Raw genomic sequence first — 21,998 nt, 5'->3', positions numbered from 1 at the left:
TTTACGGATATTTACCAGGCAGTGGGACGTTCAAAAACTGTCCTGCTCCGGTTGTATTTTGCCTTATAAGCAACAGGTGATATCCCTACATACTTTTTAAAAACCGTACGAAAGGCTTTCTGGTCGGCATAGCCCACTTGGTACATGACTTCGTTGACATTGTTCTGGGTAGATTCCAAACTTCTTTTAGCGGCTTCTATTTTTACCCGTTGTATATACTCCAAAGGAGTATTTTGAGTGGCTTTCTTAAATCTTCGGACAAAGTTGCGACTACTTATGGCATATTTTTTTGCCAATTGCTCCACGGATATCTTGTGTTGGATATTGCTCTCAATATACTTCTGCGCCTCTTTTATTGCTTCGTCTCCATGATCCTTTTGACCTTGAAAGATGGCGAATTGGTTTTGGTCCACCCGGTCCATATCAATTTCAAAAAACTTGGAGATATAAATTGCAGCAGCTCTCCCGCTATATTTTTCTATAAGGTGCAGCATAAGGTTCAAAAATGAAAAGGCGCCCCCGCTGGTGTATATGCCGTCCTCTTCGGTTACAATCTTATTCGACACCAGATTGACCTGGGGAAACATATTTCTGAACATTTCCATTCCTGCCCAGTGGGTAGCGCATTGTTTACCATCAACCAAACCTGTACGTGCCAACAGGAACGCACCCATGCACATACTGGCCACCTCTGCGCCATGCACGTTGCGCTGATTTAAAATCCATGGAATAAAATCATTGTTTGCATCCAGGTCCTCAATCATTTTATCGGGCCTTAACGCCGGAATCAATACCAAGTCTGTTTTTTCAATATCATCAAGGCTCTTCTCACAGTGAATGCTGAACATTCCGTTGTAAAGGGAATATTCTTTTTCCAACCCAACTAAATGAATGTCATAAGAATCATCTGTCCTCTGTTCCGCTTGTTTTAAAAACTGGTTGGCGGCCATCAATATCTTAAATGGCCCCACAACATTACTTAAAATGGCATTCCCTTTAGGGACTAATATGCTTACATGTTTCATTATCAGCGGTTTTAGAGGTATAAATGTAGCGGTAAAACTTGGCAGAATCAACCCTTAAAAGTGTCTTATTTGCCCTTTACGGTGCTTTTTCCTCTTTTGTAGTTTTGGAACAAATGGAATACGAAAAGTTTTTGGAAATACGGTCAACCATGTGCATAAAGCACGAATTTGTGACAGAAGGGAAAATGATGAGCTCACCTGCCATACATTATAAAGGAAAGGTTTTTGCCTTTTATTCCAGAACCAACAATATGGTTTTTAGATTGGGAAAAGAGTACCCAGTTGACAAGCTTGATATGGAAATGACCGAGTTCAGTCCTTTTAAGAGCAAGAAACCGCTTTCAGGATGGTATGAGGTTGGTTTTGGCCAGCATCACCATTGGGACAATCTGACCCAGGTGGCTTTAACCGAAATAATGAGAGCATCATGATTACCCAGGATTTTAGTTCCTTTCTATTGGACCTGGCCAAAAACAATCATAAAGATTGGTTTCAAGCCAATAAAAAACGATACGAAAATGAGCTAAAAACTCCGTTTTTGAATTTACTGGAAGAATTATTGCCCAGCCTTTGTGAATGGGATTCAAGAATTCTCCCCGATCCCAAAAAGGCCATGTTCAGAATAAATCGGGATATCCGATTTTCAAAAGACAAAACGCCTTACCACACTATCGTAAAAGCTGGGTTTTCACCATTTGGTAAGAAATCCGTCCTTCCTGGATATTATTTGGGGATTGATGCCGCCAATATCCATGTGGGTGGTGGGCTGTTTATGTTACGCGGACCAGAACTTAAGAAGATACGTGAACTTATTTCTTGCGACCCGAAAGAAATAAACAACATAGTGGAGGCCACCAACTTTGTACAAAATTTTGGAAGGCTCCGAGGTGAAAAAGCCAAAAGATTGGACAAGGGTTTTTTGCCCATTGCTGAAAAAACGGATTTGATCTACAACAAACAGTTTTATGCCATGGCCGAATTTCCTTTGGAACCTTTTTACAATGGCAATGGACTAAGTGAAGAAATTATGGTTCATTTTGAAGCAATAAAACCACTGAACGCCTATCTGAACCAAGCATTCAATTGACCCAAGAGTTTATTTATTAATCATAAAAACAGCAACTAAAATGACAACACAAGAAGTCGCAGACAAATTGGTAAGCCTTTGTAGAGAAGGTAAATATGAAGAAGCATATGGCCTATATGCAGATGATGCAGTAAGCATGGAAATGCCCGGTGTACCCAACGAACGTACCGAAGGCCTGCCGAACATTATTCAAGGATATGCCCAATGGGCCAGTAACATTGAAGAAGCCCACGGAGGAACTGTTGGAGACCCCATGGTAGTCGGCAATCACTTTGTGGTGCCCATGACCAGCGATGTCACCTTCAAACAAGGAGGAAGAGTCAACATGGAAGAGTTTTGTATGTATCAAGTAGAAGGTGGGAAAATCAAAAAGGCCCAGTTCTTTTACGATCCCTCTGCTATGTTCTAGAAACCTTGATAATCTAAAATTGTAGCACCGCATAGCGGTGCTTTTTTTATACCTCAAACTGACTGTAGATGGTAGTTTTTGAATTTGATTGGTGTAGAACGAAGTTTATAAAGGCCAAAGTTTTAAAATCGAATGAAAAAGATATTCCGAATCCTTAGTTTTGCACCAAAATTGTTTTCATGAGCGAATTTCACGCATTAAAAATCTCTGCTGTTGACTCCTTAACACCAAATGCTGTTGCCCTGACATTTGAAATCCCAGAAAATCTTAAAGAAACATTTTCTTTTGTCCCAGGCCAATATATTACCCTAAAACATACCATCAATGGTGAGGAGGTTCGAAGGGCATATTCCATTTCCTCTGCCCCATCCTCAGAAAAGCTTACTGTGGGAATCAAGAAAATGCCGAATGGTACTTTTTCTGTATTCGCCAACGAGCAATTACAGACGGGAGACACTTTAGAGGTGATGCTACCCGAAGGACGTTTTGTTTTCAACAATGATTCCACTCCAAAAAACATAGCCGCTTTTGCAGCAGGAAGTGGTATCACTCCCATAATGAGTATTGCCCAAACCGTATTGGAAAGCAATCCAGAAAGTACGTTTGTTCTGGTTTTTGGGAACCAGACTCCCTCAGAAACCATGTACCTAAAAGAGATTCAGGACCTCCACGATAAATATACCAATAGGTTTTTTGTTCAACGTCTTTATAGCCGATCTCAAGAAGAAGGAGCTCTTTTTGGACGGATAGAGACCTCAACGGTTAATTATGTCGTCAAAAACAAGTTCAAGGACACCTCTTTTGATGCTTTCTATCTGTGTGGTCCTGAGGAAATGATCGAGACCGTAAAAGACAGTTTAAAGAAAATCGGCGTAGAGGAACAGAAAATACTGTTCGAGCTATTTACCAGCTCATCCGAAGAGGATACCATTGCCGACGACCTAGAAGGTAAAACCAAGGTAGAGGTTATTGTAGATGATGAAGCCTTTTCATTGGTCATGGACAAAAAACAACTGGTTCTTGATGCAGTCTTGAAGGAAGATATTAATGCGCCTTACTCTTGTCAAGGTGGGGTCTGCAGTAGCTGCATTGCCAGAATAAAGGAAGGAAAAGCGGAAATGGTGAAAAATCAAATCTTGACCGATGGGGAAATTGCAGAAGGTTTGATTTTAACTTGTCAGGCACATCCTCTGACCCCAACACTTACTGTAGACTATGACGATGTCTAAACTGGGTTGGTAATTTTAAGCCAAGGCCTTTTCCAGCATGGAGCGCCCATGGTCATAGCCAATGGCAAATGCCTTTTCAATACCTTTTTTGTCCAACACACCAATTTCTTCCAGTTCCATGGGCTCAATAAAGAGGTCACATTCGTGAAGTTTTTTGTGGCTTGATGCATAGATCATCAATCCGGTGACCCTTCCTGCAAGCTGTAAGGAGTTTTTTAGGTCCTTTTTTTGAAGTTCCGCGGCTATGGAGACATTACTTCCCAAGATGAAATCCGTTTTGTCTTCCAAATATTCCTTCGGAAAGTTGTTCATAATTCCTCCATCTGCGTACAAGGTCCCATTAATTTCAACCGGACTGAAAACCGGTGTTAAAGCTGCTGATGCCAGTAAAGGCTTAATTAAAGGCCCTTCTTGAAAAACCTTTTCCTCACCCTTCAAAAGATCCGTCGCCAATACACACAAGGGCATTTTCAGGCTTTTAAAGGAATTTTGCGGAAAATACCTTTCAAAAATCTTGAAATAGCGTTCGGTGTCTATAAACCCAGGCTTGTTGATGGCAAAAAAACTGTACTGGAACAGCGGGGTCTCTTTAAAAAATTGTAACATTTCTTCAATGCTGTTCCCATTGGCATAAAGAGCTCCCACAAGGGCCCCTACGCTAGAGCCGGCCACAAAGTCTGCCTTAAGGCCATATTCTTGTATGGCTTTGATCAGGCCAATATGGGCCATTCCCCTAACTCCCCCTCCGGAGAGCACCAATCCCATATTTTTTGCTTCGGAAATATTCATGGTTTCATTGAGGCGTGCAAAATCCAATGCAAAATTAGAGTGAACGTCTTAAAAAGTACAATCTTGAACCCACTTTTTCATGCATCAAAACAGACTCCCGGGTCTGGAATCCTTAAAAAATCACTTCTTTTTTACAACTTATCGATGTCTTATCGATTTTAATCCTTTAAAAGATAGTCCCCTCATTTTCAAAACCGACCGGCGGGTCGGAATGTTAAAATTGCCATTAAATGAAATAATTTGTAATCGTAATGGTCAACAATCGACCAAATGTATACTGTTTTTTTGTTGTAAGTTTAGGGTAATTGATAATTTCTGTGCAAACAAGTCTAGTCCAAAATACAGCCGTCCTCATTTTTGCAAACTCTGCAGAAAAGGATGCCCATGTCAAAAGAATTGATGGGTCTTCCGCTTTGTTCGACCGACTTACCCAGCAAACACTGGAAACTGTCAAGGCCAGCGGACTGCCCTATTTCCTTCTAACGGAAAGGAATCAGTATGGAGCTACCTTTTCAGCACGCTTTTCCAATGCTATACAAGAAGTCTTCTCTTCGGGATATTCACAGGTTATTTCCATTGGTAATGATAGTCCTCATTTGACGGTGAAGCATCTTTTACTTGCAAAACAAAAACTATCAAAGGAAAATATTGTATTGGGGCCAACCTTGGATGGCGGGTTTTATTTGTTGGGCATCCATTACAATCATTTTGACAAGGTTTCTTTTGAGGCCCTTCCCTGGCAAACGGTCAATCTTTATCAGGAAACATTAAGCTATTTCAGGTCCAACGGCTGTATTGTAAATACACTGGATAGATTAATAGACATCGACTCAATTGAAGATGTAAAATTACTTTCCAACTATATCCGAACATTGTCCAAAAGCTGGATTTCATTATTCTCCGGTCTGTGGCATAAAAACATAGAAATTCTTACCCGTACCCTAGAGGTGCATATTCAAATTCTTAAACAGGTTCCTTTCAACAAAGGGTCTCCTTTTGCCATTTCCAATTCTATCTAGTAAGGGATTCTCACAATCCAATTTTTTAGCTATTGATTCCATTGAAGCAATCCATAGCCTATTTATCACAACCATAAAAGCATTACAAATGGCAAACTCATATTATGATCCTGCGGATCTTAGAAAATTTGGAAAAATCACAGAATGGAGCGAAGAACTTGGTAACAAATTCTTTGATTATTACGGTAAAGTCTTCGAGGAAGGCGCACTAAGCGCGCGTGAAAAATCCTTGATTGCCCTCGCTGTCTCACACGTGGTAAAATGCCCCTATTGCATAGACGCCTATACTAAAGATGGCCTACAAAAAGGTATTACCAAAGAAGAAATGATGGAGGCCGTCCATGCTGGGGCCGCTATTGAAAGTGGCGCCACGCTCGTACACGGCGTACAAATGATGAACAAGTACAACAAATTATCCATGTAGACTATGGAACAAAGTATTTTGCCCGAAATAAAAAAAGCTGCAAAAAAGTCACTGAAATCCAGAGAGAACGAGTTGGCTGAAACCAGTAGACAACTTGAAATCCTCAATGGAGGAATCTTCGCGGATGGCGAATTGCCCTTCTTCAAGGATAAAATCGCTGAAATCGGTCAGTTTCCCCTAAGACCGCAAAAGTTGGAGATACTGCAGATCAATGTGGGGTATATGTGCAACCAGGTCTGCGAACACTGCCATGTGGATGCGGGACCGGACCGAAAGGAAATCATGACCCGGGAAACCATGGAACAGTGCTTAGAGGTCATCCGAAACACCGGAGCCCATACCTTGGACCTCACCGGAGGTGCTCCCGAAATGAATCCTAATTTCAGGTGGTTTGTGGAGGAAGCCGCTAAAGCGGGAATCCAAGATTTCATTGTACGCTCCAACTTGACCATTATTCGAGCAAACAAAAAATACTATGATCTCCCGGAGTTCTTTAAGAAGCACAACGTGCATGTGGTATCATCCATGCCACACTATACCCGTGGAAAAACGGACAAACAACGTGGTGATGGAGTTTTCGATAAATCCATAAAAGCCTTGCAAGAATTGAATGCGGTGGGCTACGGCATGCCAGACAGTAGTTTGCGACTGGATTTGGTCTATAATCCCTCAGGTGCATTTTTGCCAGGAGATCAAGCTGCCATGGAACGAGATTTTAAAAAAGCGCTCAAAGAAGATTTCGATATTGATTTTCATAATCTGTTTGCGATTACCAATCTTCCCATATCACGATTTTTGGATTACTTGATTGCCTCAGATAACTATGAAGATTATATGTACGCCCTTGTGGAAGCCTATAATCCGGCTGCTGTTTCCAATGTTATGTGTACCAATACCATTTCGGTGAGTTGGGATGGCTGGTTGTACGACTGTGACTTTAACCAAATGCTGGACCTAAAGGTGGCCAGCAAGGTGAAACACATTAAGGACTATAATGAGGACATCTTAAACGATAGAAATATCATTATCTCCCAACATTGTTATGGTTGTACTGCTGGAGCAGGGAGTAGTTGCCAAGGGACGGTGGCATAAGAGTGCCAAATAAAAGAAGTTTGGATACATTTAGGTTGTTGTTTGCCAAAATGTCAAGGCATTATTCCTGTTTCCTGTATTTCTTTTTTGCCTTTGAAGTATTAAAATGGAAATCACAAAGCGTCGTTTCCCACCCATCTATTATTGAATAGCCTCCACTTTTTCCACAAATTTCACAGATTTTTTCACTTATATAGCTTAGGTTTCTAGCCAATTCTTCAAAGTGCTTGCTTTCACCTTCATATCTAATTTCTAACTTTCCATACTTTTGAAATATTTCTGTTATACTAACTTCGGTTGGAATATTATCATAAAGAATCTCTACTAAAGTTAGCCAACCTTTACCACAACTCTCCTCAACTTCTTTTTTTGCTGTCTCTCTATCAATCATTCAATGGTTAATTTCCATATATGGATAAAGTTGCAGTGTTTTATGTAGAAGTTCTTGTTAAATTGACAAATCATGGTTTTGGATTGATATGTATTTCACCCCAATAAACCATCGCTTAAACCGACCGCCGAGTCGGTTTTATTTTTTTGAGATGGGCATTTTTGGCTCTTTTTAGGTTTTTCACCGATTTTTCTTACAAATACGTCCCAAATTCTTCATTTCGAGTCAAAAGCGGAAAATCTTTGTAACAGACTTAACGGTCTAATTGAACCCAAAACCCAAATCTTATGCAAACCACACTAAAAAAACGTGAGACCATGCACCTACTATGTGCCAAAGGCCTGGAGGTATTCCACGCCAAAGGGTATCACAACACTAGTCTGGATGATATCTTAAAGGAACTCTCCCTTTCCAAAGGAGCATTTTATCATCACTTTAGATCAAAAGAAGATTTCTTCATTAACATTATTCAAAATCTTATTGTGCAAAAGGTATATGCCTTGCTCATTGAACCATTGAACACGCATGACAATCCACTCCCAATTATTGCGGAAAGTCTCGAAAACGCATTGGAACCCGGAAAAGGAAATGAGATGGCCTATGGTTTCATGCTCAATGATTTCTTAACTGAGTTCAACAAACGCAATACAGAGATAAGCAGATATTTAAAAGATATTCTCAATGTCTGGGAAGTTAATCTGGTATCTGTACTGAAACGCGGAAAAGTGGACGGGCATATTGCCAGACATGTAGACTGTGAAGGTGTGGCCACCTATATCATTGCTTCTTACTTGGGGATGCGGTCCTTGTTGATGGGAAGTTCCAATAGGCAATTGAAATACCAGTACATCCAACAGTTAAAGCAATATTTTAAAATTATCGCCGAGCAAGCACCCGTAATTTAGGCCTCTAAAATATGTTGAAGCTTTTCCACGACCGCTTTTGGTTCAATAGACTCCATGGCAATTGCATAATCCTTTGGCATCTTATTTCCATAAACCGAGGTGGGAATCAAGGGAAACCTCTCCCGATCGGCCATCAATGCATAATCCATGGGTTGACCAAACGGATAAAAGCCAGCATAAGGGTGGGTAACTCCCCACAGCGTTACCACAAGAATCCCATAATTGGCTGCCAAATGCGCGTTGCCACTATCCATGGACAACATAATGTCCAAATTGGAAATCAGTTCCAGTTCTTCCGATAAGTTGAGTTTTCCTGCCATGTTCAAAGTGTGGTCAAATTCCCCGGAAAACTCTTCTAGCTGCACAACCTCCTTGCTACCTCCTCCAAAAAGAAGTATTTTATACTTTTCGGTATTATTTAGGTTCTTTATGACCTCTTTCATGAGGTGAAGCGGATACATTTTACCTTCATGAGCTGCAAAAGGTGCAATTCCTATCCATTTTTTGGCATCCTGTTTTACCAGCTGAAGTACTTTATCTGAAAGTTGTCTTCTTTCCAGCAGTTTTGCACCTGACAACTCCACAGGAAACCCAAGCGCTGTAAAAACCTCGGCGTACCGCTCATGGGTAGTTTTTAATTGCTCAAATTTCTTGTTTCGGCTTCGTGTGAGTGCACGTTTTTCGCTCCGCCCTTTGTCAATTTGGGCAAAAGCAATTCGATCTAGGGAAAAGTACTTTTTCAGCACTCGACTTCTCAACACATTGTGCAGGTCTGCTACGGCATCAAATTGGTGTTTTTTTAATTCCTGATACAATCGCCAAAGACCCACCAATCCCTTATGTGCATTTTTTACATCAGCCTCAATGGCATTCACATTTTCCAATCCGGAAAAAATGGGCAAGAACAGTCTTTTGGTAAGTATGGTCAGTTGAAGACCAGGATATTTTTCGGTAAGGGCCCGCAACACGGGAATCATCATAGCGACATCGCCCATGGCAGATAGGCGAATGACCAAAACACGGGCGGCTTTACCCTTTTTGTCCACGGAGAACGGGATTTAATTCATCGTCATTGTACATTTTCATCTGCTTGTAGACTTTCATGTACTTGCTCCCCGACTCAATATCTTTGAGTAATTGATCAATAGCGGACGAAAGGTCCTTTTTCTGTTCCAACAACACATTCAGTTTTTCCGTGCACTTTTGAATATGTTCTGGTGAAGCGTCTTTTCGATCTACTTCCTCTTGCATATGGTAAATCTTCAGGGCTAAAATTGACAATCTGTCCAAGGCCCAAGCCGGGCTTTCTGTATTGATCGTGGCATCTTGCCTAATCTCAACAGACTTGTACTTGTCCAAAAAATAGCTGTCTATGTATTCCACCAAATCGGTTCTGTCCTGATTGCTTGCATCAATCTTTCGCTTAAGTTCCAGAGCATCATCAGGATTTATTTCTGGATCCCTGATAATATCCTCGTAATGCCATTGTACCGTATCTATCCAATTTTTTCGATAAAGCAAGTGCTCTACTTTATCCTTCGGATAAGGGTTTGAGAATTCTTGGGAAACATTATCCTTGATATGATAAGTGTCTATACTTTCCTGAAAAATTTTGAAGGCAAACGAACTGAACATGGGCACAAATATTTTAAACAAAGATATTGCATTCTGTCTTAAAGATTGAGCTCCAGAAGAAAAAGCAACAACGAAATGCCCAGGCACAATCCCGTGACCAATTCCTGTAATTTGGCCCTCTTGATTCCTTCAAGATAATTGGCCAAAAAAACCGAAGCGGGAAAGAAGGTGAGCAATACGGGAGAAGCATTTCCGGACTTGAACAAAGTAATGGTAGTGGCAAATATAAAAGCCAGAAAAACAAGACGTAACACAATCAATTTTCCCCCACCAATTTTTCTGGTTCTAAGAAAAACAAAGAAGACCACAACAAAAATCAACGAGGCATAGATCAGGAATTTAATAATATCCGGTCTGGTGAAAAATCCATCATTTAAAAAGTCAAATGTAAACCGGTAATGTTCTTTGTAGAAGGAAAGGGCATTCAAAAGCTTAAGTACGGTAAAGGACAAAATAAAAACCGTAATCATGGCCAAAAAGGGAACAAGCCAGTTTTTAAAAGTCTTTCTATCGTACACGTTGATGACCACAAAGACAAGAATCATGAATATTAGGGCCCAATCGTAGAAAAGACTTGCCACTGTTATTAAAAATGCCCCATCAAAAACCTTGTGTTTTACATTGCGAATTGATTTTATCGCAAGTAAGCGCCAGACTGCAATGAGCAAAAACAGATTTGCGAAAATTGCTTTTTTGTCCATAAGGACATCCGAGAACGCCACTATGAGCAATACAAAGAACAGCATGGCATAGGAATTAAAGTCCGTGACCTTTTCCGTTCTCACAATTTGATTGATGACAAAAATCGATAGAAGCAATGCCACAAAAGCCATCAGTTCAACGGCAATATCCACTTCCCCTATTTTACCATCAACCTGAAAAAGTAAGTCCAGTAAATAGAAAAGAAACAAGAAAACGGATAGGACAATATAGTTTATGGGTTTTGTTTTTCCGAAAAAGCTTGAAAACATCCTATCTTTTGCTACTTTTGCAGAGTAAATATAGCATAAGATGAGCAAGTTTTTTTACGGCATTGAAGACTTATTTGTAAACTACCTGTTTGCACCCTATGATTTTTTCCGTTTTATGGAGAATTGGTGGTCTTCCAACTCAGTAAACTGGATTTTCTTTGTTATCGGTTTTGTCGCCATGATTTATTGGATGAAAGAGTTGAAACTTTTCAACGACCGTGGCGAAGAAGACAAGAGCATAAGCTCCCATTCTTATCTATAGATCAAATCCAAGATCTTTTCGGTAGTACATTCCATCAAAATGGAGCTTTTCCATATTTTGATAGGATTTTTGCAGGGCTTCCCTAAAATCCTTGCCGTAGGAGGTGATTGCAATAACACGACCTCCATTGGTAAGCACTTTTCCATCTGTTGATTTAGTGCCAGCATGAAAAACCAGTGAATCGGTTATGGCTTCTGTTCCTGAAATCTCCTTTCCTTTTTCGTATGCTTCGGGATAACCTCCAGATACCGCCATTACCGTAGTCGCAGCCCTTGAATCGATTTCCAGGTCAATTTCGTTGAGTTTCCCCTCGGCCATGGCAACAAGAACCTCAACCAAATCGGTCTTAATGCGTGGCATCACCACTTCGGTTTCGGGATCCCCCATACGAACGTTGTATTCAATTACCTTAGGTTCTCCTTTTACTTTAATCAAACCAATAAAAATAAAGCCAACATAGGGAAGCTTATCCTTTTTTAGGCCCTCTACCGTTGGAATTACGATTTGCTGCTCTATCTTATCCATAAAAGCTGAATCGGCAAAAGGAACAGGCGAAATGGCTCCCATACCTCCCGTATTCAGCCCGGTATCTCCTTCGCCAATACGCTTGTAATCTTTTGCGGTAGGAAGGATTTTATAATGTGTACCATCAGTCAATACAAAACAGCTCAGTTCTATACCATCCAAGAACTCTTCTATGACCACGGTGGTGCTCGCATCTCCAAATTTTGAATCCAGCAACATGGATTTCAGCTCTTCCTTGGCCTGATCCAGGTCTTCCAATATCAAAACTCCTTTCCCGGCAGCCAACCCATCGGCCTTAAGAACATAAGGAGGAGTCAATGTTTCCAAAAAAACGTATCCTTCTTCCAAGTTTTCCGCTGTGAAGCTTTGGTATGCCGCCGTAGGAATATTATGGCGCATCATAAATTCCTTGGCAAACTCCTTGCTTCCTTCCAATGCCGCAGCAGATTGTTGCGGCCCTATTACCGCAATCTCTTTAAGACTTGAATCGTTTAGAAAAAAATCATGGATGCCTTTTACCAAAGGATCTTCCGGTCCTACAACCACCAATTTGATGTCCTCTTTGAGGACCAAGTCCTTAATAGCCCCGAAATCATTGACACCTATTTCAATATTTGTGGCAATTGAAGCGGTCCCAGCATTACCAGGGGCAACAAAAAGATGGGTAGTTTTTGGGCTTTCTGAAATTTTAAGGGCAATGGCATGTTCCCGTCCGCCGGACCCCAAAACAAGAATATTCATGGAAGAAATTTTGGCAAAAATAATCCAATTAGGGCATCTGGTGCCCTATATCAATTTTTATTTGCCGTTTAAATGTGAAAAATCACGATGTTCCTTTCTATGCAACTCTTCCGGTGATAATGATTTGAAATATTCAAACACCTTTTTAAGTCCTTCGGAACGATGCACCTTAGGTTCCCAATCCAATATTTCTTTTGCTCGCGAAATATCAGGTTGTCTTTGCAACGGATCATCTTGTGGTAATGGCTTGAAAATAATTTTCTGATCGGTCTTGGTCAGTTTGATGATTTCTTGGGCAAATTCCAGAATAGTTGTTTCATCTGGGTTTCCAATATTGATGGGTTCAACGTAGTCACTCATCAACAACCGATAAATCCCTTCAATCTGATCATCAATATAAGTGAAGGACCTCGTCTGAGAGCCGTCCCCAAAAACGGTCAGATCCTCCCCTCTTAAGGCCTGTCCCATAAAAGCGGGTACCACGCGACCATCATTCAGACGCATTCTTGAGCCATAGGTATTAAAAATCCTAACAATCCGGGTGTCCAGACCGTGATGTCTGTGATAAGCCATGGTAATGGATTCCATGAAGCGCTTTGCCTCATCATAGACCCCTCTTGGCCCTATGGGGCTAACATTGCCGTAATAGTCCTCGTTTTGAGGATGTATCAATGGGTCTCCATACACCTCGGATGTGGAAGCCACAAGAATTCGGGCTCCATGGTCCTTGGCCAACCCTAACAAATTAAGAGTGCCCAAAGAACCTACCTTTAAGGTTTCAATAGGAATCTTAAGATAGTCTATTGGGCTGGCAGGTGATGCAAAATGAAGAATATAGTCCATTTTCCCCGGCACATGAACAAACTTGGTTACATCGTGGTGATAAAAATCAAAGCGCTCTAGAGGGAACAAATGCTCAATATTTTTAAGATCGCCAGTGATGAGGTTATCCATGGCAATGACATGGTGTCCCTCTGCAATAAACCTATCGCAAAGGTGTGAGCCAAGGAAGCCAGCCGCTCCTGTTATTAGGGTTTTTTTCAATCTTTATTTTTTTTCTTTTTTTGCGAAGGTGTATCTGTTTTTCTCTTCAACGAGTCAATTTTCCGTCGCAGCAATATTTTTTGCTTCAAGGTGGTGAAATTGTAGTTGTATTTAAAGAAAATATAACTGAGAAGAATTACCACACTCACCAACATAATGACCATTCCTAAGTTTTTTGCCTTGCTCCCCAAAATAATAAAGAGTACTACAAAAATGAGATTAAAACATCCAATGATGAAGCTTGCTTGTTTATGGGATAGACCCCAATAATCTATTAGCACATGGTGCACATGATTCCGGTCTGGAGAAAATGGCCCCCTTTTATTCGCAATGCGAATAGCAAACACTCTGGCCGTGTCAAAAAGTGGTACAATCAAAATACTTATTGCGATAAGAGGTGCGTTTTCCAACAAAAAAGGAAGTCCTTCGTAAGATTCTGGTTTTAACGCCAAGAATTTTAGGGTAAGAACACTAATAATGAACCCTACTATCAGTGACCCGGTATCTCCCATAAAAATTTTTTTGTCCGATGATATATTAAACCCAAAAAAGGCCATTAAGCATGCGTTCATCGTGATGCTTATCAAAGCAAAAAAGTACTCACCAGATAAGTAAAAAATTGTGGTATAGATTATCATAATCACTATGCCGACAATTGAAGCCAAACCATCAATCCCATCAATCAGGTTGTAGGAGTTAATAATTGTCAACATTACAAAGCCGGCAATGGCCAAATACAAAAAATACGGGATTTCATAAATGTTCAGAAATCCATTCAATGATTCTATCGTGAAACTCGGATTAACCAAAACAAATACGATTGCAACAATTTGGGCGACTAACTTTGTTCCAGGAGACAGCACAACCAAATCATCTTTTAGTCCAATGACAAACAATATTGTCAGCCCAGGGATGATATAAATATCCTCGGAGTGGCCATGCCAATTCTTGATGAAGAACAATGCAATAATCATTGTAAAATAAAAAGAAACTCCACCGAGGGTTGGTGTTTTTCTTAAATGAGAACTTCTATGGTTGGGGTCATCCATAAGTCGTTTATACTCCACCACCCCAATTATTTTTGGTATTGTAAGATAGACCAATAGGAATGAACCTATGAAGATAACCACTGCAGTTTCAAGAAAGTTCATGTCGATTTCAAATCAAATTAAACCCAAAATGGCGGAATATAATAAACCCTCATCTCGGGTGCTGAAAGTTATCGAAAGGTAAACATTAGGTCGAAGAATCCTATCATTTGATTCATTAAAATTTCTTTACTGCTCAATACTCCCTAATTTCTTCAAGAATTTTTTTGGTGGAGTGCTGTACTGAAAAATGAGATTTTAAAAGCTGGTTGGCGGCATCTCCTATCTTATTCCGTAAGATTGGGTCACTTGAAAGCTTTTGAGCATAAGATGCCAGTTCTTCATCTTGTCCATTTATTGCAATATAACCTGCACTATGGCTGTTTATAAGTTCCTTAACATCATTGCCGGGATTTACACTTCCCAATATCGGCAACCCATTTTGCATATAGCCCAATAATTTGCCGGGAAAGTTATGGCTCGCATGTGATTTGTGCAGGCTAAACATTCCTACATCAAATTCCCTCAGCAATATTAAGTACTCGGATTGATCAACAGTCCCCAAATAGGTTGTGTTTGTCAGTCCATAGTCAATAATCGCCTTTTTTACCAGGTCCACTTCATCTCCTAATCCAACAAAAACAAAATGAACATTTGTGTTTTGTGACATGTTTTTAGCAAGTCTAATCAAGTTCATCATATCTTGGGCCTTTCCCATATTGCCCCCATAAAAAAACACGGTTTTTCCTTCCAATTTCAATTTTTTCCGGTACTTGTTAGAATCTTCCGGCAAATTATTCCTTTCCAAAACGTTGGTCCAATTATAGAGAACACTCAACTTTTTATTGGTTGAGAAGTGCGCTCCAAACCATTCGAGATTTTTAGGTGATTGTAATGCGATGATATCGGCGGCGGCATAATTAATTTTCTCAAAAAGTTTAAAATAAGATGTTATCAGAGATTTCTTTTTGAGAATTTTCTGATCGATGGCCCATTGCGGAAAAATATCCCTAAGAATCAAGTAACTTGGACATTTCCATGTACGTTTAAGGAGTTGTACCAATGGACCGAAAAATATGGTGGGAGAGTAATAAATAATCAAATCGTGCCTATCCTTACATAAATCAAAGAAATAAATGGGCAGGGCCCTAATCCATAAAAGGCTTTCATTGAGCGCCCTTCTCAACTTTGAAGTATTTTTAATCCTGCCCGCATTGTATCTGATCACTCTTAGGTTTCCCTCTTTGGTTGACAACTCTCTTTTGCCCGGCGCCATGACTGTAACCTTATGCCCTTCTTTAACAAATTGCATGGCCAGCTCGTGCATCATTTTTGCCGCTATTTTAATGGAGTCGGGCAAAAAATCATCGACAAGTATGAGGATTTTCATAACGACAAGTTGTAATGGGCGTACTCTGCATAATTTGCGGCAACGTCCTTTGCCATCTCTTGGACCATTTCTCCATAACCGGGGACCTCGTATTCCGTTTCTTTACGTGTGTCCAAAAAACTTTTGTCCACGTTTTTTCCAGGAACTTTGTTTATTTGAACATCTTTTTTAAAGTGCTCGGCAAAAAGCTTCAGAAGTTCATATTTGTTGATGGATTGATTATTCGTCACATGATAGATCCCGCTTAAATCATTATGAATAACCTTTTCTATGAACCTGGCAAGTTCATAAGTAGTGACCCCTGACCAAATTGCATTTGCAAATCCATTTACATCTTCCTTTTGGTTTAAGAACCAATGCAGTAGACCTTCTCCATGCTCCTTGAGTTCTGGGCCAATGATTGAGGTTCTGATTGTTAAATGCTTTCCGTAGCCTACTTCTCCAAGGGCTTTTGTTTTTGCATAGTTGTCCTTTCCGTCCTTTTCATCCAGTTCTCTATATTGGCCTTTCTCCCCAGAAAAAACACAATCCGTTGATATATGAATGAGTTTCGAATTGATAAGGGAGCATGTTTTGGCCAATTGGTGCGGCAAATAACTGTTCACATAAATGGCACTGGAAATATCCGAGTAGGATTTACTGATCAAAATTCCAACACAATTGATGGTGAAATCTGGTTTAAGCCGAAGAATGGTCTCCTCTAGCTTGGATTTGTCCATTACGTCCAAAACAATGCTGTCTTCAGATCTTGGCATTGATCGCGTAATATCCCAGACATTGTATTTATGTTCATTGATTTTAAACCGTCTATATACCTGATGTCCAAGCATCCCAGATGATCCAATGATCAATACGTTTTTTTTTAGATCTTCTTTTTCCAAACCGTTCTGTTTATATAATCTGCATATGATAAAATAATTCGTGCCACCTTTTTTGAAACATTTGTGGTATTGTAATCTTCAATCAAATCAAATTCCCTATCCAAGGTAGTATTGTGTCCTCTGATCAAATCAATACTTTCCAGTACCCTATCCTTTTTAAGTCCTGACATGACCACGGTTGTCTCATCCATTCCCTCGGGTCTCTCATGTGCCTGTCTTATCATAATGGCGGGCAAATCCAAGATGGATGCCTCTTCTGTAATGGTTCCGCTATCGGAAATTACACAGTAAGCATTTTTTTGTAGCTTGATATAATCATGGAACCCGTAGGGTTTGGAAAACATGAGCAATGGATTATCATTGACATACCCCATGGCTTCCAGCTTTTTCCTGGTTCTTGGGTGTGTTGATATAAAAACTTTCTTTTTGTACTTCTCAACAATGACGGTAAGGGTTTCCAATAGTGCATTGAAATTTTCGGCATAATCAACATTTTCCTCCCTATGGATACTTACAATGAAATAACCATCTTTTACCAAGTTCTCATCATCAAGAATAGTGGATGCCTCTATTTTCTCCATGTTTTTAGACAACACCTCCTTCATTGGAGATCCCGTTTTTATGATGGTTTCCGGTCTAATCCCCTCATTCTCCAAGTAACGTCTTGCATGTTCGGACAATGGCATGTTTATATCGCTCAAATGGTCCACTATTTTCCGGTTAATCTCCTCCGGGACCCTTTGGTCAAAACACCTATTTCCCGCTTCCATGTGAAAAATGGGGATTTGACGTTTTTTGGCAGCGATTACCGACAGACAACTGTTGGTGTCTCCATAAATCAAAAAGGCATCCGGATTTTCCTTGGAGATCACCTCGTCCGATTTTGAAATCACATTTGAAATAGTTTCTATGGCCGTTTGTCCAGACGCATTCAGAAAGTAGTTAGGTTTCCGAATCCCTAAATCCGAGAAAAAAACCTCATTTAGTTCATAGTCATAATTCTGTCCGGAGTGCACCAATATGTGATCGGTGTGCCTGTCAAGTTCTTTGATAACTTCACTCAATTTTATTATTTCCGGTCTTGTGCCCACAAGGGTCATCACTTTTATCATATCCGATTAATTTATACTTTTCCAATCCACCCAAAGATTACTATCATATCTGAATTCGTCATCTTCTATCTTGTCGTCAAAGGCGGTTTCACTGAATGACAAAAGTATGGAATCGTTCTGGAGCGCCTTAATTCCATTGGCATATCCTTTTGGAACAAATAGGACCGAAGGTTCCTTACTGTCAAGAATGAATGTCTCTGCCTGCAAACTTTTTGAAGGGTTCTCCCAGTCGTCAATCTTGACACATGCTACGAAAAAAACACCTTTAGTCACATGAAAACACCTAGTTTGTTTTTTATGCCCTTGCCATGCCCTAACAATGGATGTGTTGGGATGCGACAAGGTGTAAAATCTTTTTATCCTTCCCAATGAAAAATCATTTACAAAAGAAATGGAACCCCTATGGTCTTGGTGTATGCCCCCTTTTATTAGTTTAGGGTTACTGTTTTCCCACATATTCATTGAGCTGGCTAAAATAGGAGAGTTTCAAAATTTTTTCTTTCACCTCGTTTATTGTCAATCGCTCCGTATTATGTGAGTGATATTCATCATTTTGGGAAAAAGCTTGGTCTCCCTTCTCAAAGTACTTGCTATAATTCAAGTCCCTGTTGTCTGCCGGCACCCTAAAGTAGTCTCCCAAATCTTCCGCTTTTGCATATTCTTCCTTGGTCAAAAGTGTCTCATAAAGCTTTTCTCCGTGCCTGGTACCAATAATTTTCACCTCTTTTTTAACCCTACAAATTTCTTGGATGGCCACTGCCAGGTCTCCCACAGTGCTTGCTGGGGCCTTTTGAACAAATAAATCGCCTTGATTCCCATGTTTAAAGGCATATAATACCAAATCAACGGCTTCCTCCAAGGACATCATGAACCTGGTCATGTTCGGGTCGGTTACCGTCATGTTGTCCGCATTTTTAATCTGATCAAAAAACAAAGGGATTACTGAGCCCCTTGAGGCCATTACATTACCATATCTTGTAACGCATATAATCGTTCCGCCCTCACCAATATTTCTTGATTCGGCAACCGCCACTTTTTCCATTAATGCTTTTGATATTCCCATGGCGTTTATGGGGTACGCTGCTTTGTCCGTGCTCAGACATATCACCTTTTTTACCTGATTGATCGTTGCGGCCTTGATTACGTTTGCCGTTCCAAGAACATTGGTCTTTGTGGCTTCCAACGGGAAAAACTCGCAGGATGGGACCTGTTTCAATGCCGCCGCATGAAAGACAAAGTCCACGTTTTTCATGGCCATGTTCACGCTGTCAAAATCCCTTACATCACCAATATAAAACTTTATTTTATCGTTCTGGTACTGGGTCCTCATGTCGTTTTGCTTTTTTTCATCCCTTGAAAAAATCCTAATTTCTTCAATTTCAGAGTTCAGAAGCCCTTCAAGTACAGCGTTTCCAAATGATCCTGTCCCGCCTGTAATCAATAATTTTTTCCCTTCAAACATTTTATATATGATTATAATTTTCAATTAAATTTAAAAAAGTGTCCTTGCTTGTTTTGTTCCATGAATACTTTTTCGCTTCCTCAATATTCTCTTTGATCATTTTTTCCCTTTGGCTCTTATTGACCAGCATGCACTCGATTGCGTTTACAGTGGAGTCCACATTATGCGGGTCAAAATAAAAACCATTGTTCTTTAAGAACTCGGGCATGGGCAAAGTGGAACTACAGGCTATTGGAAGACCGGATGCCATTGATTCCAGTAGGATATTGGGCATGTTCTCACATGTTGATGCAAATACAATACCATCTGCCATACTATAAATATTTTGAATCATGTCATAATCTACATGTCCATGGTATTGGATAAAGTTGCCCTCTGGGTCAACTTGTTGTATTGTGCTTTTCAGTCTTTTTCCTGCAGGTTCAAAAATGACTCCCCCAATTAAATCCAAACATACGGGCAGTCCTTTATGCCTAAGGACATTTATGGCCCTTACTACATTCCACTGGTGTTTGTATACATGTACCGTTGATACATAAAGCATTCTGAAGGGTTTTTCAAAGGAATATTCCGATATCTCCTTTTGAGCACGCGGCTCCTTCAAAAACTTCAAGGATAAACCATGATGAATGGTCACAATATTTTTTTCTTTTAGATTTAAATCTGCACATATGACGGTTTTAGCATGGTTGGAAATAAATATTACCCCACTTGCATTTTTAAAGCATCTCCTTTGCTTTTTATAGTTTAACCAGAAACGAACAATCTCCTTGATGGAATTGATGTCCTTCCATATTTTTCTCTCATAGAGCAACATGTTACGAGACATAGCCACAACCGGGGCAAAATTTCCGATATAGTCGCCCGTTACTGAAAATAAAACGTCCACTCCGGACTCCTTGATGTGTGTATCAAAATGCCTGATTTGAAAGAACACCCTTTTGAGCAAATTCCCATTTAGGTTTTTAAATGTCTTTTTTTGAAGAACCTCTAGTTCTGGCAACCTGTTTAAAGTGTTCTTTGAGGCAAAAACAACAATGCTTGCTATTTTATCCTTGAAAAACTCTTGATCAAATGAATTAAGAACCTCTTTCAAATGAGTTATCCCGCCGCCGCCGCCAATATTGGTCGCGTCAATTCCTACAACTATTGGAATACCCATTTTAGGTTGATTATTCAATGTGCCCATTACTGCAATTTGAATTCCCTATGAATTTTCCAAAAACTGTAATTAGCAAAGCTAGGGGTATTATGCCTTCCTGCCTAGAAAGAACTGACTCGATTAATGAACTCAACAAAATCATTAGGAGTACCGTGGCAGCAAAATAATTGCTGTTCCTCAATAAATCGACTACGGGCAATAGAAATACCGATAGGAAAACCAATGCCCCTGCCGTTCCAAAGGATAAAAAGACATCCAAGAGTTGACTGTGGGGGCCATAATTCAAATGTGCGATACTTTTAAACCCATTTTGCTCGTTTTGTGCTCTCAATACATCCTTGACATCTCCGGTTCCATATCCCAAAAACGGACTTTTTTTTATTAATTGAAGGGAAGATTTATACACCATGTATCGAATTTCCGCACTGCCGGGGCGAAGATTTATGGCAAAACTTTTTTCCTTATCAGTTCCAGGCGATGCAATATTTTGGATTTCCTCCACCAAAGGCGCCAGCCTATATTCCATAAATGGTTTGAGGGCAATGGAAATCAAGGTCAGTGCAGCCGTTAATATAATAGTGGACTTCAATTTGTGCTTACTTTTAACCAAAAGAAAACTGAAAATCACTCCTAGGGCCAATATCCAGCCTGTTTTTGATTGAATTACGATCAACCCGGACATGATCAACAACAAACTAAGGTATCCTATCCAATTTGCCGATTTGCCGCGCAACTTTATATAATCCGAGAAATAAGATAAGACGTATGACAGTGAGATAATCAAGTAGAGTGAAAAATAGGTTCTATGGACATCGACTATCAAAAATTGTTGGCTCATATACTCATATACTGACCCTGGTCTGTTCCCTGCTGGGATTTCACCTAATATAATATATTCATCATGGGTTAAACTAACGATAGCAAAATCGATAAATGAAAGGGTCAAAATCAAAAGGCAGCTGTAGGTGAAAATCTTGAACATCCCTAAAATCTGTCCTTTATCCAATTTTATCAAAGGAACAATTATCGGCAAAACCATAAAAACCATCTTATGCTCAATCCTTTCAAAAGCACTGTTTATGTTGCTGGACCATAGAACACCTACTATGTAAAGAAGGAAAAAAACAAGCAATGGCAAATAGAAACTTTTTCTCTCTGCTATTTTCGCCATCCAGTTCCTCTTGTTAGAAAAAACCAGTACACTTAACACCAAAAGGATTATTACCGGGGGAACTATTTTCCCTCCAAATGGTAATAGGAAAAACAGTGCACCAAGAATAGAGGATGGTTCAATGATTTTTCGGGAATCTTCTATATTTAACAAACTAGCTTTGTGCATCAAAAATGAATTTGTG

Annotated in this window: 25 protein-coding genes; 9 read left to right on the top strand and 16 right to left on the bottom strand. The window is 39.9% G+C overall.

Annotation, left to right across the window (positions count from 1 at the left end; translation table 11 throughout):
• Positions 1-11 precede the first annotated feature (11 nt).
• Entirely contained in the window at positions 12-1,025 is a 1,014-nt protein-coding gene (locus tag DX873_RS10895; RefSeq protein ID WP_116184464.1) for a GlxA family transcriptional regulator, read from the bottom strand.
• 38 nt (positions 1,026-1,063) lie between these two features.
• On the opposite strand from DX873_RS10895, the gene DX873_RS10890 reads away from it, so the two are divergent.
• From DX873_RS10890 to DX873_RS10875, 4 genes are all read left to right on the top strand, one after another.
• Complete coding sequence (locus DX873_RS10890) at positions 1,064-1,456, top strand: hypothetical protein (RefSeq protein WP_116184463.1); 393 nt, start codon at positions 1,064-1,066, stop codon at positions 1,454-1,456.
• On the top strand, positions 1,453-2,112 hold the full coding sequence (locus tag DX873_RS10885; RefSeq protein WP_116184462.1) for a DUF2461 domain-containing protein: 660 nt from the start codon (positions 1,453-1,455) through the stop codon (positions 2,110-2,112). The genes DX873_RS10890 and DX873_RS10885 overlap by 4 nt, the downstream gene beginning before the upstream one ends.
• A 40-nt stretch (positions 2,113-2,152) precedes the next feature.
• The gene (locus DX873_RS10880; protein WP_116184461.1) at positions 2,153-2,521 is read left to right on the top strand and encodes a SnoaL-like domain-containing protein; all 369 of its coding nucleotides are present in this window, start codon (positions 2,153-2,155) and stop codon (positions 2,519-2,521) included.
• A 179-nt stretch (positions 2,522-2,700) separates the two neighbouring features.
• The gene (locus DX873_RS10875; RefSeq protein ID WP_116184460.1) at positions 2,701-3,750 is read left to right on the top strand and encodes a ferredoxin--NADP reductase; all 1,050 of its coding nucleotides are present in this window, start codon (positions 2,701-2,703) and stop codon (positions 3,748-3,750) included.
• Between the two features lie 15 nt (positions 3,751-3,765).
• On the opposite strand, the gene DX873_RS10870 is transcribed toward DX873_RS10875, so the two are convergent.
• On the bottom strand, positions 3,766-4,539 hold the full coding sequence (locus tag DX873_RS10870; RefSeq protein ID WP_116184880.1) for a patatin-like phospholipase family protein: 774 nt from the start codon (positions 4,537-4,539) through the stop codon (positions 3,766-3,768).
• Between the two features lie 317 nt (positions 4,540-4,856).
• Between DX873_RS10870 and DX873_RS10865 the strand changes: the two genes are divergently transcribed.
• From DX873_RS10865 to arsS, 3 genes are all read left to right on the top strand, one after another.
• Positions 4,857-5,558, top strand: coding sequence for a TIGR04282 family arsenosugar biosynthesis glycosyltransferase (locus DX873_RS10865; RefSeq protein ID WP_181899477.1), 702 nt, complete (start codon positions 4,857-4,859; stop codon positions 5,556-5,558).
• 88 nt (positions 5,559-5,646) lie between these two features.
• Positions 5,647-5,982, top strand: coding sequence for an arsenosugar biosynthesis-associated peroxidase-like protein (locus DX873_RS10860; RefSeq protein WP_116184458.1), 336 nt, complete (start codon positions 5,647-5,649; stop codon positions 5,980-5,982).
• Between the two features lie 3 nt (positions 5,983-5,985).
• Positions 5,986-7,074, top strand: a complete 1,089-nt coding sequence (gene arsS, locus DX873_RS10855) for an arsenosugar biosynthesis radical SAM (seleno)protein ArsS (protein ID WP_116184457.1) — start codon at positions 5,986-5,988, stop codon at positions 7,072-7,074.
• 61 nt (positions 7,075-7,135) lie between these two features.
• Here the strand turns inward: arsS and DX873_RS10850 are convergent, their stop codons facing one another.
• Positions 7,136-7,465, bottom strand: a complete 330-nt coding sequence (locus DX873_RS10850) for a hypothetical protein (RefSeq protein WP_116184456.1) — start codon at positions 7,463-7,465, stop codon at positions 7,136-7,138.
• Between the two features lie 287 nt (positions 7,466-7,752).
• On the opposite strand from DX873_RS10850, the gene DX873_RS10845 reads away from it, so the two are divergent.
• Positions 7,753-8,370 (top strand): TetR/AcrR family transcriptional regulator, encoded by a 618-nt coding sequence (locus DX873_RS10845; RefSeq protein ID WP_116184455.1) that lies wholly within the window; start codon positions 7,753-7,755, stop codon positions 8,368-8,370.
• Here DX873_RS10845 and DX873_RS10840 read toward each other — a convergent pair.
• Genes DX873_RS10840 through DX873_RS10830 form a run of 3 tightly spaced genes read right to left on the bottom strand, consistent with a single transcriptional unit; the run spans position 8,367 to position 10,976 of the window.
• Positions 8,367-9,416 carry a glycosyltransferase family 9 protein gene (locus tag DX873_RS10840; RefSeq protein ID WP_232520899.1) on the bottom strand — a complete coding sequence of 350 codons (1,050 nt, stop codon included), beginning with the start codon at positions 9,414-9,416 and terminating at the stop codon, positions 8,367-8,369. The genes DX873_RS10845 and DX873_RS10840 overlap by 4 nt on opposite strands.
• On the bottom strand, positions 9,400-10,005 hold the full coding sequence (locus tag DX873_RS10835) for a DUF4254 domain-containing protein (RefSeq protein ID WP_116184453.1): 606 nt from the start codon (positions 10,003-10,005) through the stop codon (positions 9,400-9,402). The genes DX873_RS10840 and DX873_RS10835 overlap by 17 nt, the downstream gene beginning before the upstream one ends.
• Before the next feature lie 38 nt (positions 10,006-10,043).
• The gene (locus tag DX873_RS10830) at positions 10,044-10,976 is read right to left on the bottom strand and encodes a DUF6427 family protein (protein WP_116184452.1); all 933 of its coding nucleotides are present in this window, start codon (positions 10,974-10,976) and stop codon (positions 10,044-10,046) included.
• Positions 10,977-11,016: 40 nt separating this feature from the next.
• Between DX873_RS10830 and DX873_RS10825 the strand changes: the two genes are divergently transcribed.
• Complete coding sequence (locus DX873_RS10825) at positions 11,017-11,238, top strand: DUF6341 family protein (RefSeq protein ID WP_116184451.1); 222 nt, start codon at positions 11,017-11,019, stop codon at positions 11,236-11,238.
• On the opposite strand, the gene purD is transcribed toward DX873_RS10825, so the two are convergent.
• The 10 genes from purD to DX873_RS10775 all read right to left on the bottom strand — a co-directional run bounded on the left by purD (position 11,233) and on the right by DX873_RS10775 (position 21,982).
• Positions 11,233-12,504, bottom strand: coding sequence for a phosphoribosylamine--glycine ligase (gene purD, locus DX873_RS10820; protein ID WP_116184450.1), 1,272 nt, complete (start codon positions 12,502-12,504; stop codon positions 11,233-11,235). The two genes, DX873_RS10825 and purD, sit on opposite strands and share 6 nt — an antisense overlap.
• Before the next feature lie 57 nt (positions 12,505-12,561).
• Positions 12,562-13,548, bottom strand: a complete 987-nt coding sequence (locus DX873_RS10815; RefSeq protein ID WP_116184449.1) for a UDP-glucuronic acid decarboxylase family protein — start codon at positions 13,546-13,548, stop codon at positions 12,562-12,564.
• A complete protein-coding gene (locus DX873_RS10810; RefSeq protein WP_116184448.1) occupies positions 13,545-14,699 on the bottom strand; it encodes a glycosyltransferase family 4 protein in 1,155 nt (384 codons plus the stop codon). The genes DX873_RS10815 and DX873_RS10810 overlap by 4 nt, the downstream gene beginning before the upstream one ends.
• A 133-nt stretch (positions 14,700-14,832) precedes the next feature.
• The gene (locus DX873_RS10805) at positions 14,833-16,026 is read right to left on the bottom strand and encodes a glycosyltransferase family 4 protein (RefSeq protein ID WP_116184447.1); all 1,194 of its coding nucleotides are present in this window, start codon (positions 16,024-16,026) and stop codon (positions 14,833-14,835) included.
• On the bottom strand, positions 16,023-16,907 hold the full coding sequence (locus tag DX873_RS10800) for a dTDP-4-dehydrorhamnose reductase family protein (protein ID WP_198412975.1): 885 nt from the start codon (positions 16,905-16,907) through the stop codon (positions 16,023-16,025). The genes DX873_RS10805 and DX873_RS10800 overlap by 4 nt, the downstream gene beginning before the upstream one ends.
• On the bottom strand, positions 16,889-18,019 hold the full coding sequence (gene wecB, locus DX873_RS10795) for a non-hydrolyzing UDP-N-acetylglucosamine 2-epimerase (protein ID WP_116184446.1): 1,131 nt from the start codon (positions 18,017-18,019) through the stop codon (positions 16,889-16,891). Before wecB ends, DX873_RS10800 begins: the two co-directional genes overlap by 19 nt.
• A 6-nt stretch (positions 18,020-18,025) precedes the next feature.
• Positions 18,026-18,481: a WxcM-like domain-containing protein gene (locus DX873_RS10790; protein WP_198412974.1), complete on the bottom strand. Its 456-nt coding sequence runs from the start codon at positions 18,479-18,481 to the stop codon at positions 18,026-18,028.
• Entirely contained in the window at positions 18,459-19,481 is a 1,023-nt protein-coding gene (locus DX873_RS10785; RefSeq protein ID WP_116184444.1) for a polysaccharide biosynthesis protein, read from the bottom strand. Before DX873_RS10785 ends, DX873_RS10790 begins: the two co-directional genes overlap by 23 nt.
• Before the next feature lies 1 nt (position 19,482).
• On the bottom strand, positions 19,483-20,670 hold the full coding sequence (locus DX873_RS10780; protein ID WP_116184443.1) for a glycosyltransferase: 1,188 nt from the start codon (positions 20,668-20,670) through the stop codon (positions 19,483-19,485).
• Positions 20,654-21,982, bottom strand: a complete 1,329-nt coding sequence (locus DX873_RS10775; protein ID WP_116184442.1) for an O-antigen ligase family protein — start codon at positions 21,980-21,982, stop codon at positions 20,654-20,656. Before DX873_RS10775 ends, DX873_RS10780 begins: the two co-directional genes overlap by 17 nt.
• Positions 21,983-21,998 lie beyond the last annotated feature (16 nt).

The sequence above is a fragment of the Flagellimonas nanhaiensis genome, from assembly GCF_003382275.1.
Taxonomy (GTDB): Bacteria; Bacteroidota; Bacteroidia; order Flavobacteriales; family Flavobacteriaceae; genus Flagellimonas; species Flagellimonas nanhaiensis.
The sequence above is the reverse complement of the archived record's forward strand: the minus strand, read 5'-3'. Positions and strand labels throughout refer to the sequence as shown.

Excerpts from the sequence above, each read along its gene's own strand:
- DX873_RS10895 (WP_116184464.1), bottom strand. The coding sequence starts at position 1,025 with ATGAAACATGTAAGCATATTAGTCCCTAAAGGGAATGCCATTTTAAGT.
- DX873_RS10885 (WP_116184462.1), top strand. The coding sequence starts at position 1,453 with ATGATTACCCAGGATTTTAGTTCCTTTCTATTGGACCTGGCCAAAAAC.
- DX873_RS10880 (WP_116184461.1), top strand. The coding sequence starts at position 2,153 with ATGACAACACAAGAAGTCGCAGACAAATTGGTAAGCCTTTGTAGAGAA.
- DX873_RS10875 (WP_116184460.1), top strand. The coding sequence starts at position 2,701 with ATGAGCGAATTTCACGCATTAAAAATCTCTGCTGTTGACTCCTTAACA.
- DX873_RS10870 (WP_116184880.1), bottom strand. The coding sequence starts at position 4,539 with ATGAATATTTCCGAAGCAAAAAATATGGGATTGGTGCTCTCCGGAGGG.
- DX873_RS10860 (WP_116184458.1), top strand. The coding sequence starts at position 5,647 with ATGGCAAACTCATATTATGATCCTGCGGATCTTAGAAAATTTGGAAAA.
- arsS (WP_116184457.1), top strand. The coding sequence starts at position 5,986 with ATGGAACAAAGTATTTTGCCCGAAATAAAAAAAGCTGCAAAAAAGTCA.
- DX873_RS10850 (WP_116184456.1), bottom strand. The coding sequence starts at position 7,465 with ATGATTGATAGAGAGACAGCAAAAAAAGAAGTTGAGGAGAGTTGTGGT.
- DX873_RS10845 (WP_116184455.1), top strand. The coding sequence starts at position 7,753 with ATGCAAACCACACTAAAAAAACGTGAGACCATGCACCTACTATGTGCC.
- DX873_RS10835 (WP_116184453.1), bottom strand. The coding sequence starts at position 10,005 with ATGTTCAGTTCGTTTGCCTTCAAAATTTTTCAGGAAAGTATAGACACT.
- DX873_RS10830 (WP_116184452.1), bottom strand. The coding sequence starts at position 10,976 with ATGTTTTCAAGCTTTTTCGGAAAAACAAAACCCATAAACTATATTGTC.
- DX873_RS10825 (WP_116184451.1), top strand. The coding sequence starts at position 11,017 with ATGAGCAAGTTTTTTTACGGCATTGAAGACTTATTTGTAAACTACCTG.
- purD (WP_116184450.1), bottom strand. The coding sequence starts at position 12,504 with ATGAATATTCTTGTTTTGGGGTCCGGCGGACGGGAACATGCCATTGCC.
- DX873_RS10810 (WP_116184448.1), bottom strand. The coding sequence starts at position 14,699 with ATGAACTTTCTTGAAACTGCAGTGGTTATCTTCATAGGTTCATTCCTA.
- DX873_RS10805 (WP_116184447.1), bottom strand. The coding sequence starts at position 16,026 with ATGAAAATCCTCATACTTGTCGATGATTTTTTGCCCGACTCCATTAAA.
- wecB (WP_116184446.1), bottom strand. The coding sequence starts at position 18,019 with ATGATAAAAGTGATGACCCTTGTGGGCACAAGACCGGAAATAATAAAA.
- DX873_RS10790 (WP_198412974.1), bottom strand. The coding sequence starts at position 18,481 with ATGAATATGTGGGAAAACAGTAACCCTAAACTAATAAAAGGGGGCATA.
- DX873_RS10785 (WP_116184444.1), bottom strand. The coding sequence starts at position 19,481 with ATGTTTGAAGGGAAAAAATTATTGATTACAGGCGGGACAGGATCATTT.
- DX873_RS10780 (WP_116184443.1), bottom strand. The coding sequence starts at position 20,670 with ATGGGCACATTGAATAATCAACCTAAAATGGGTATTCCAATAGTTGTA.
- DX873_RS10775 (WP_116184442.1), bottom strand. The coding sequence starts at position 21,982 with ATGCACAAAGCTAGTTTGTTAAATATAGAAGATTCCCGAAAAATCATT.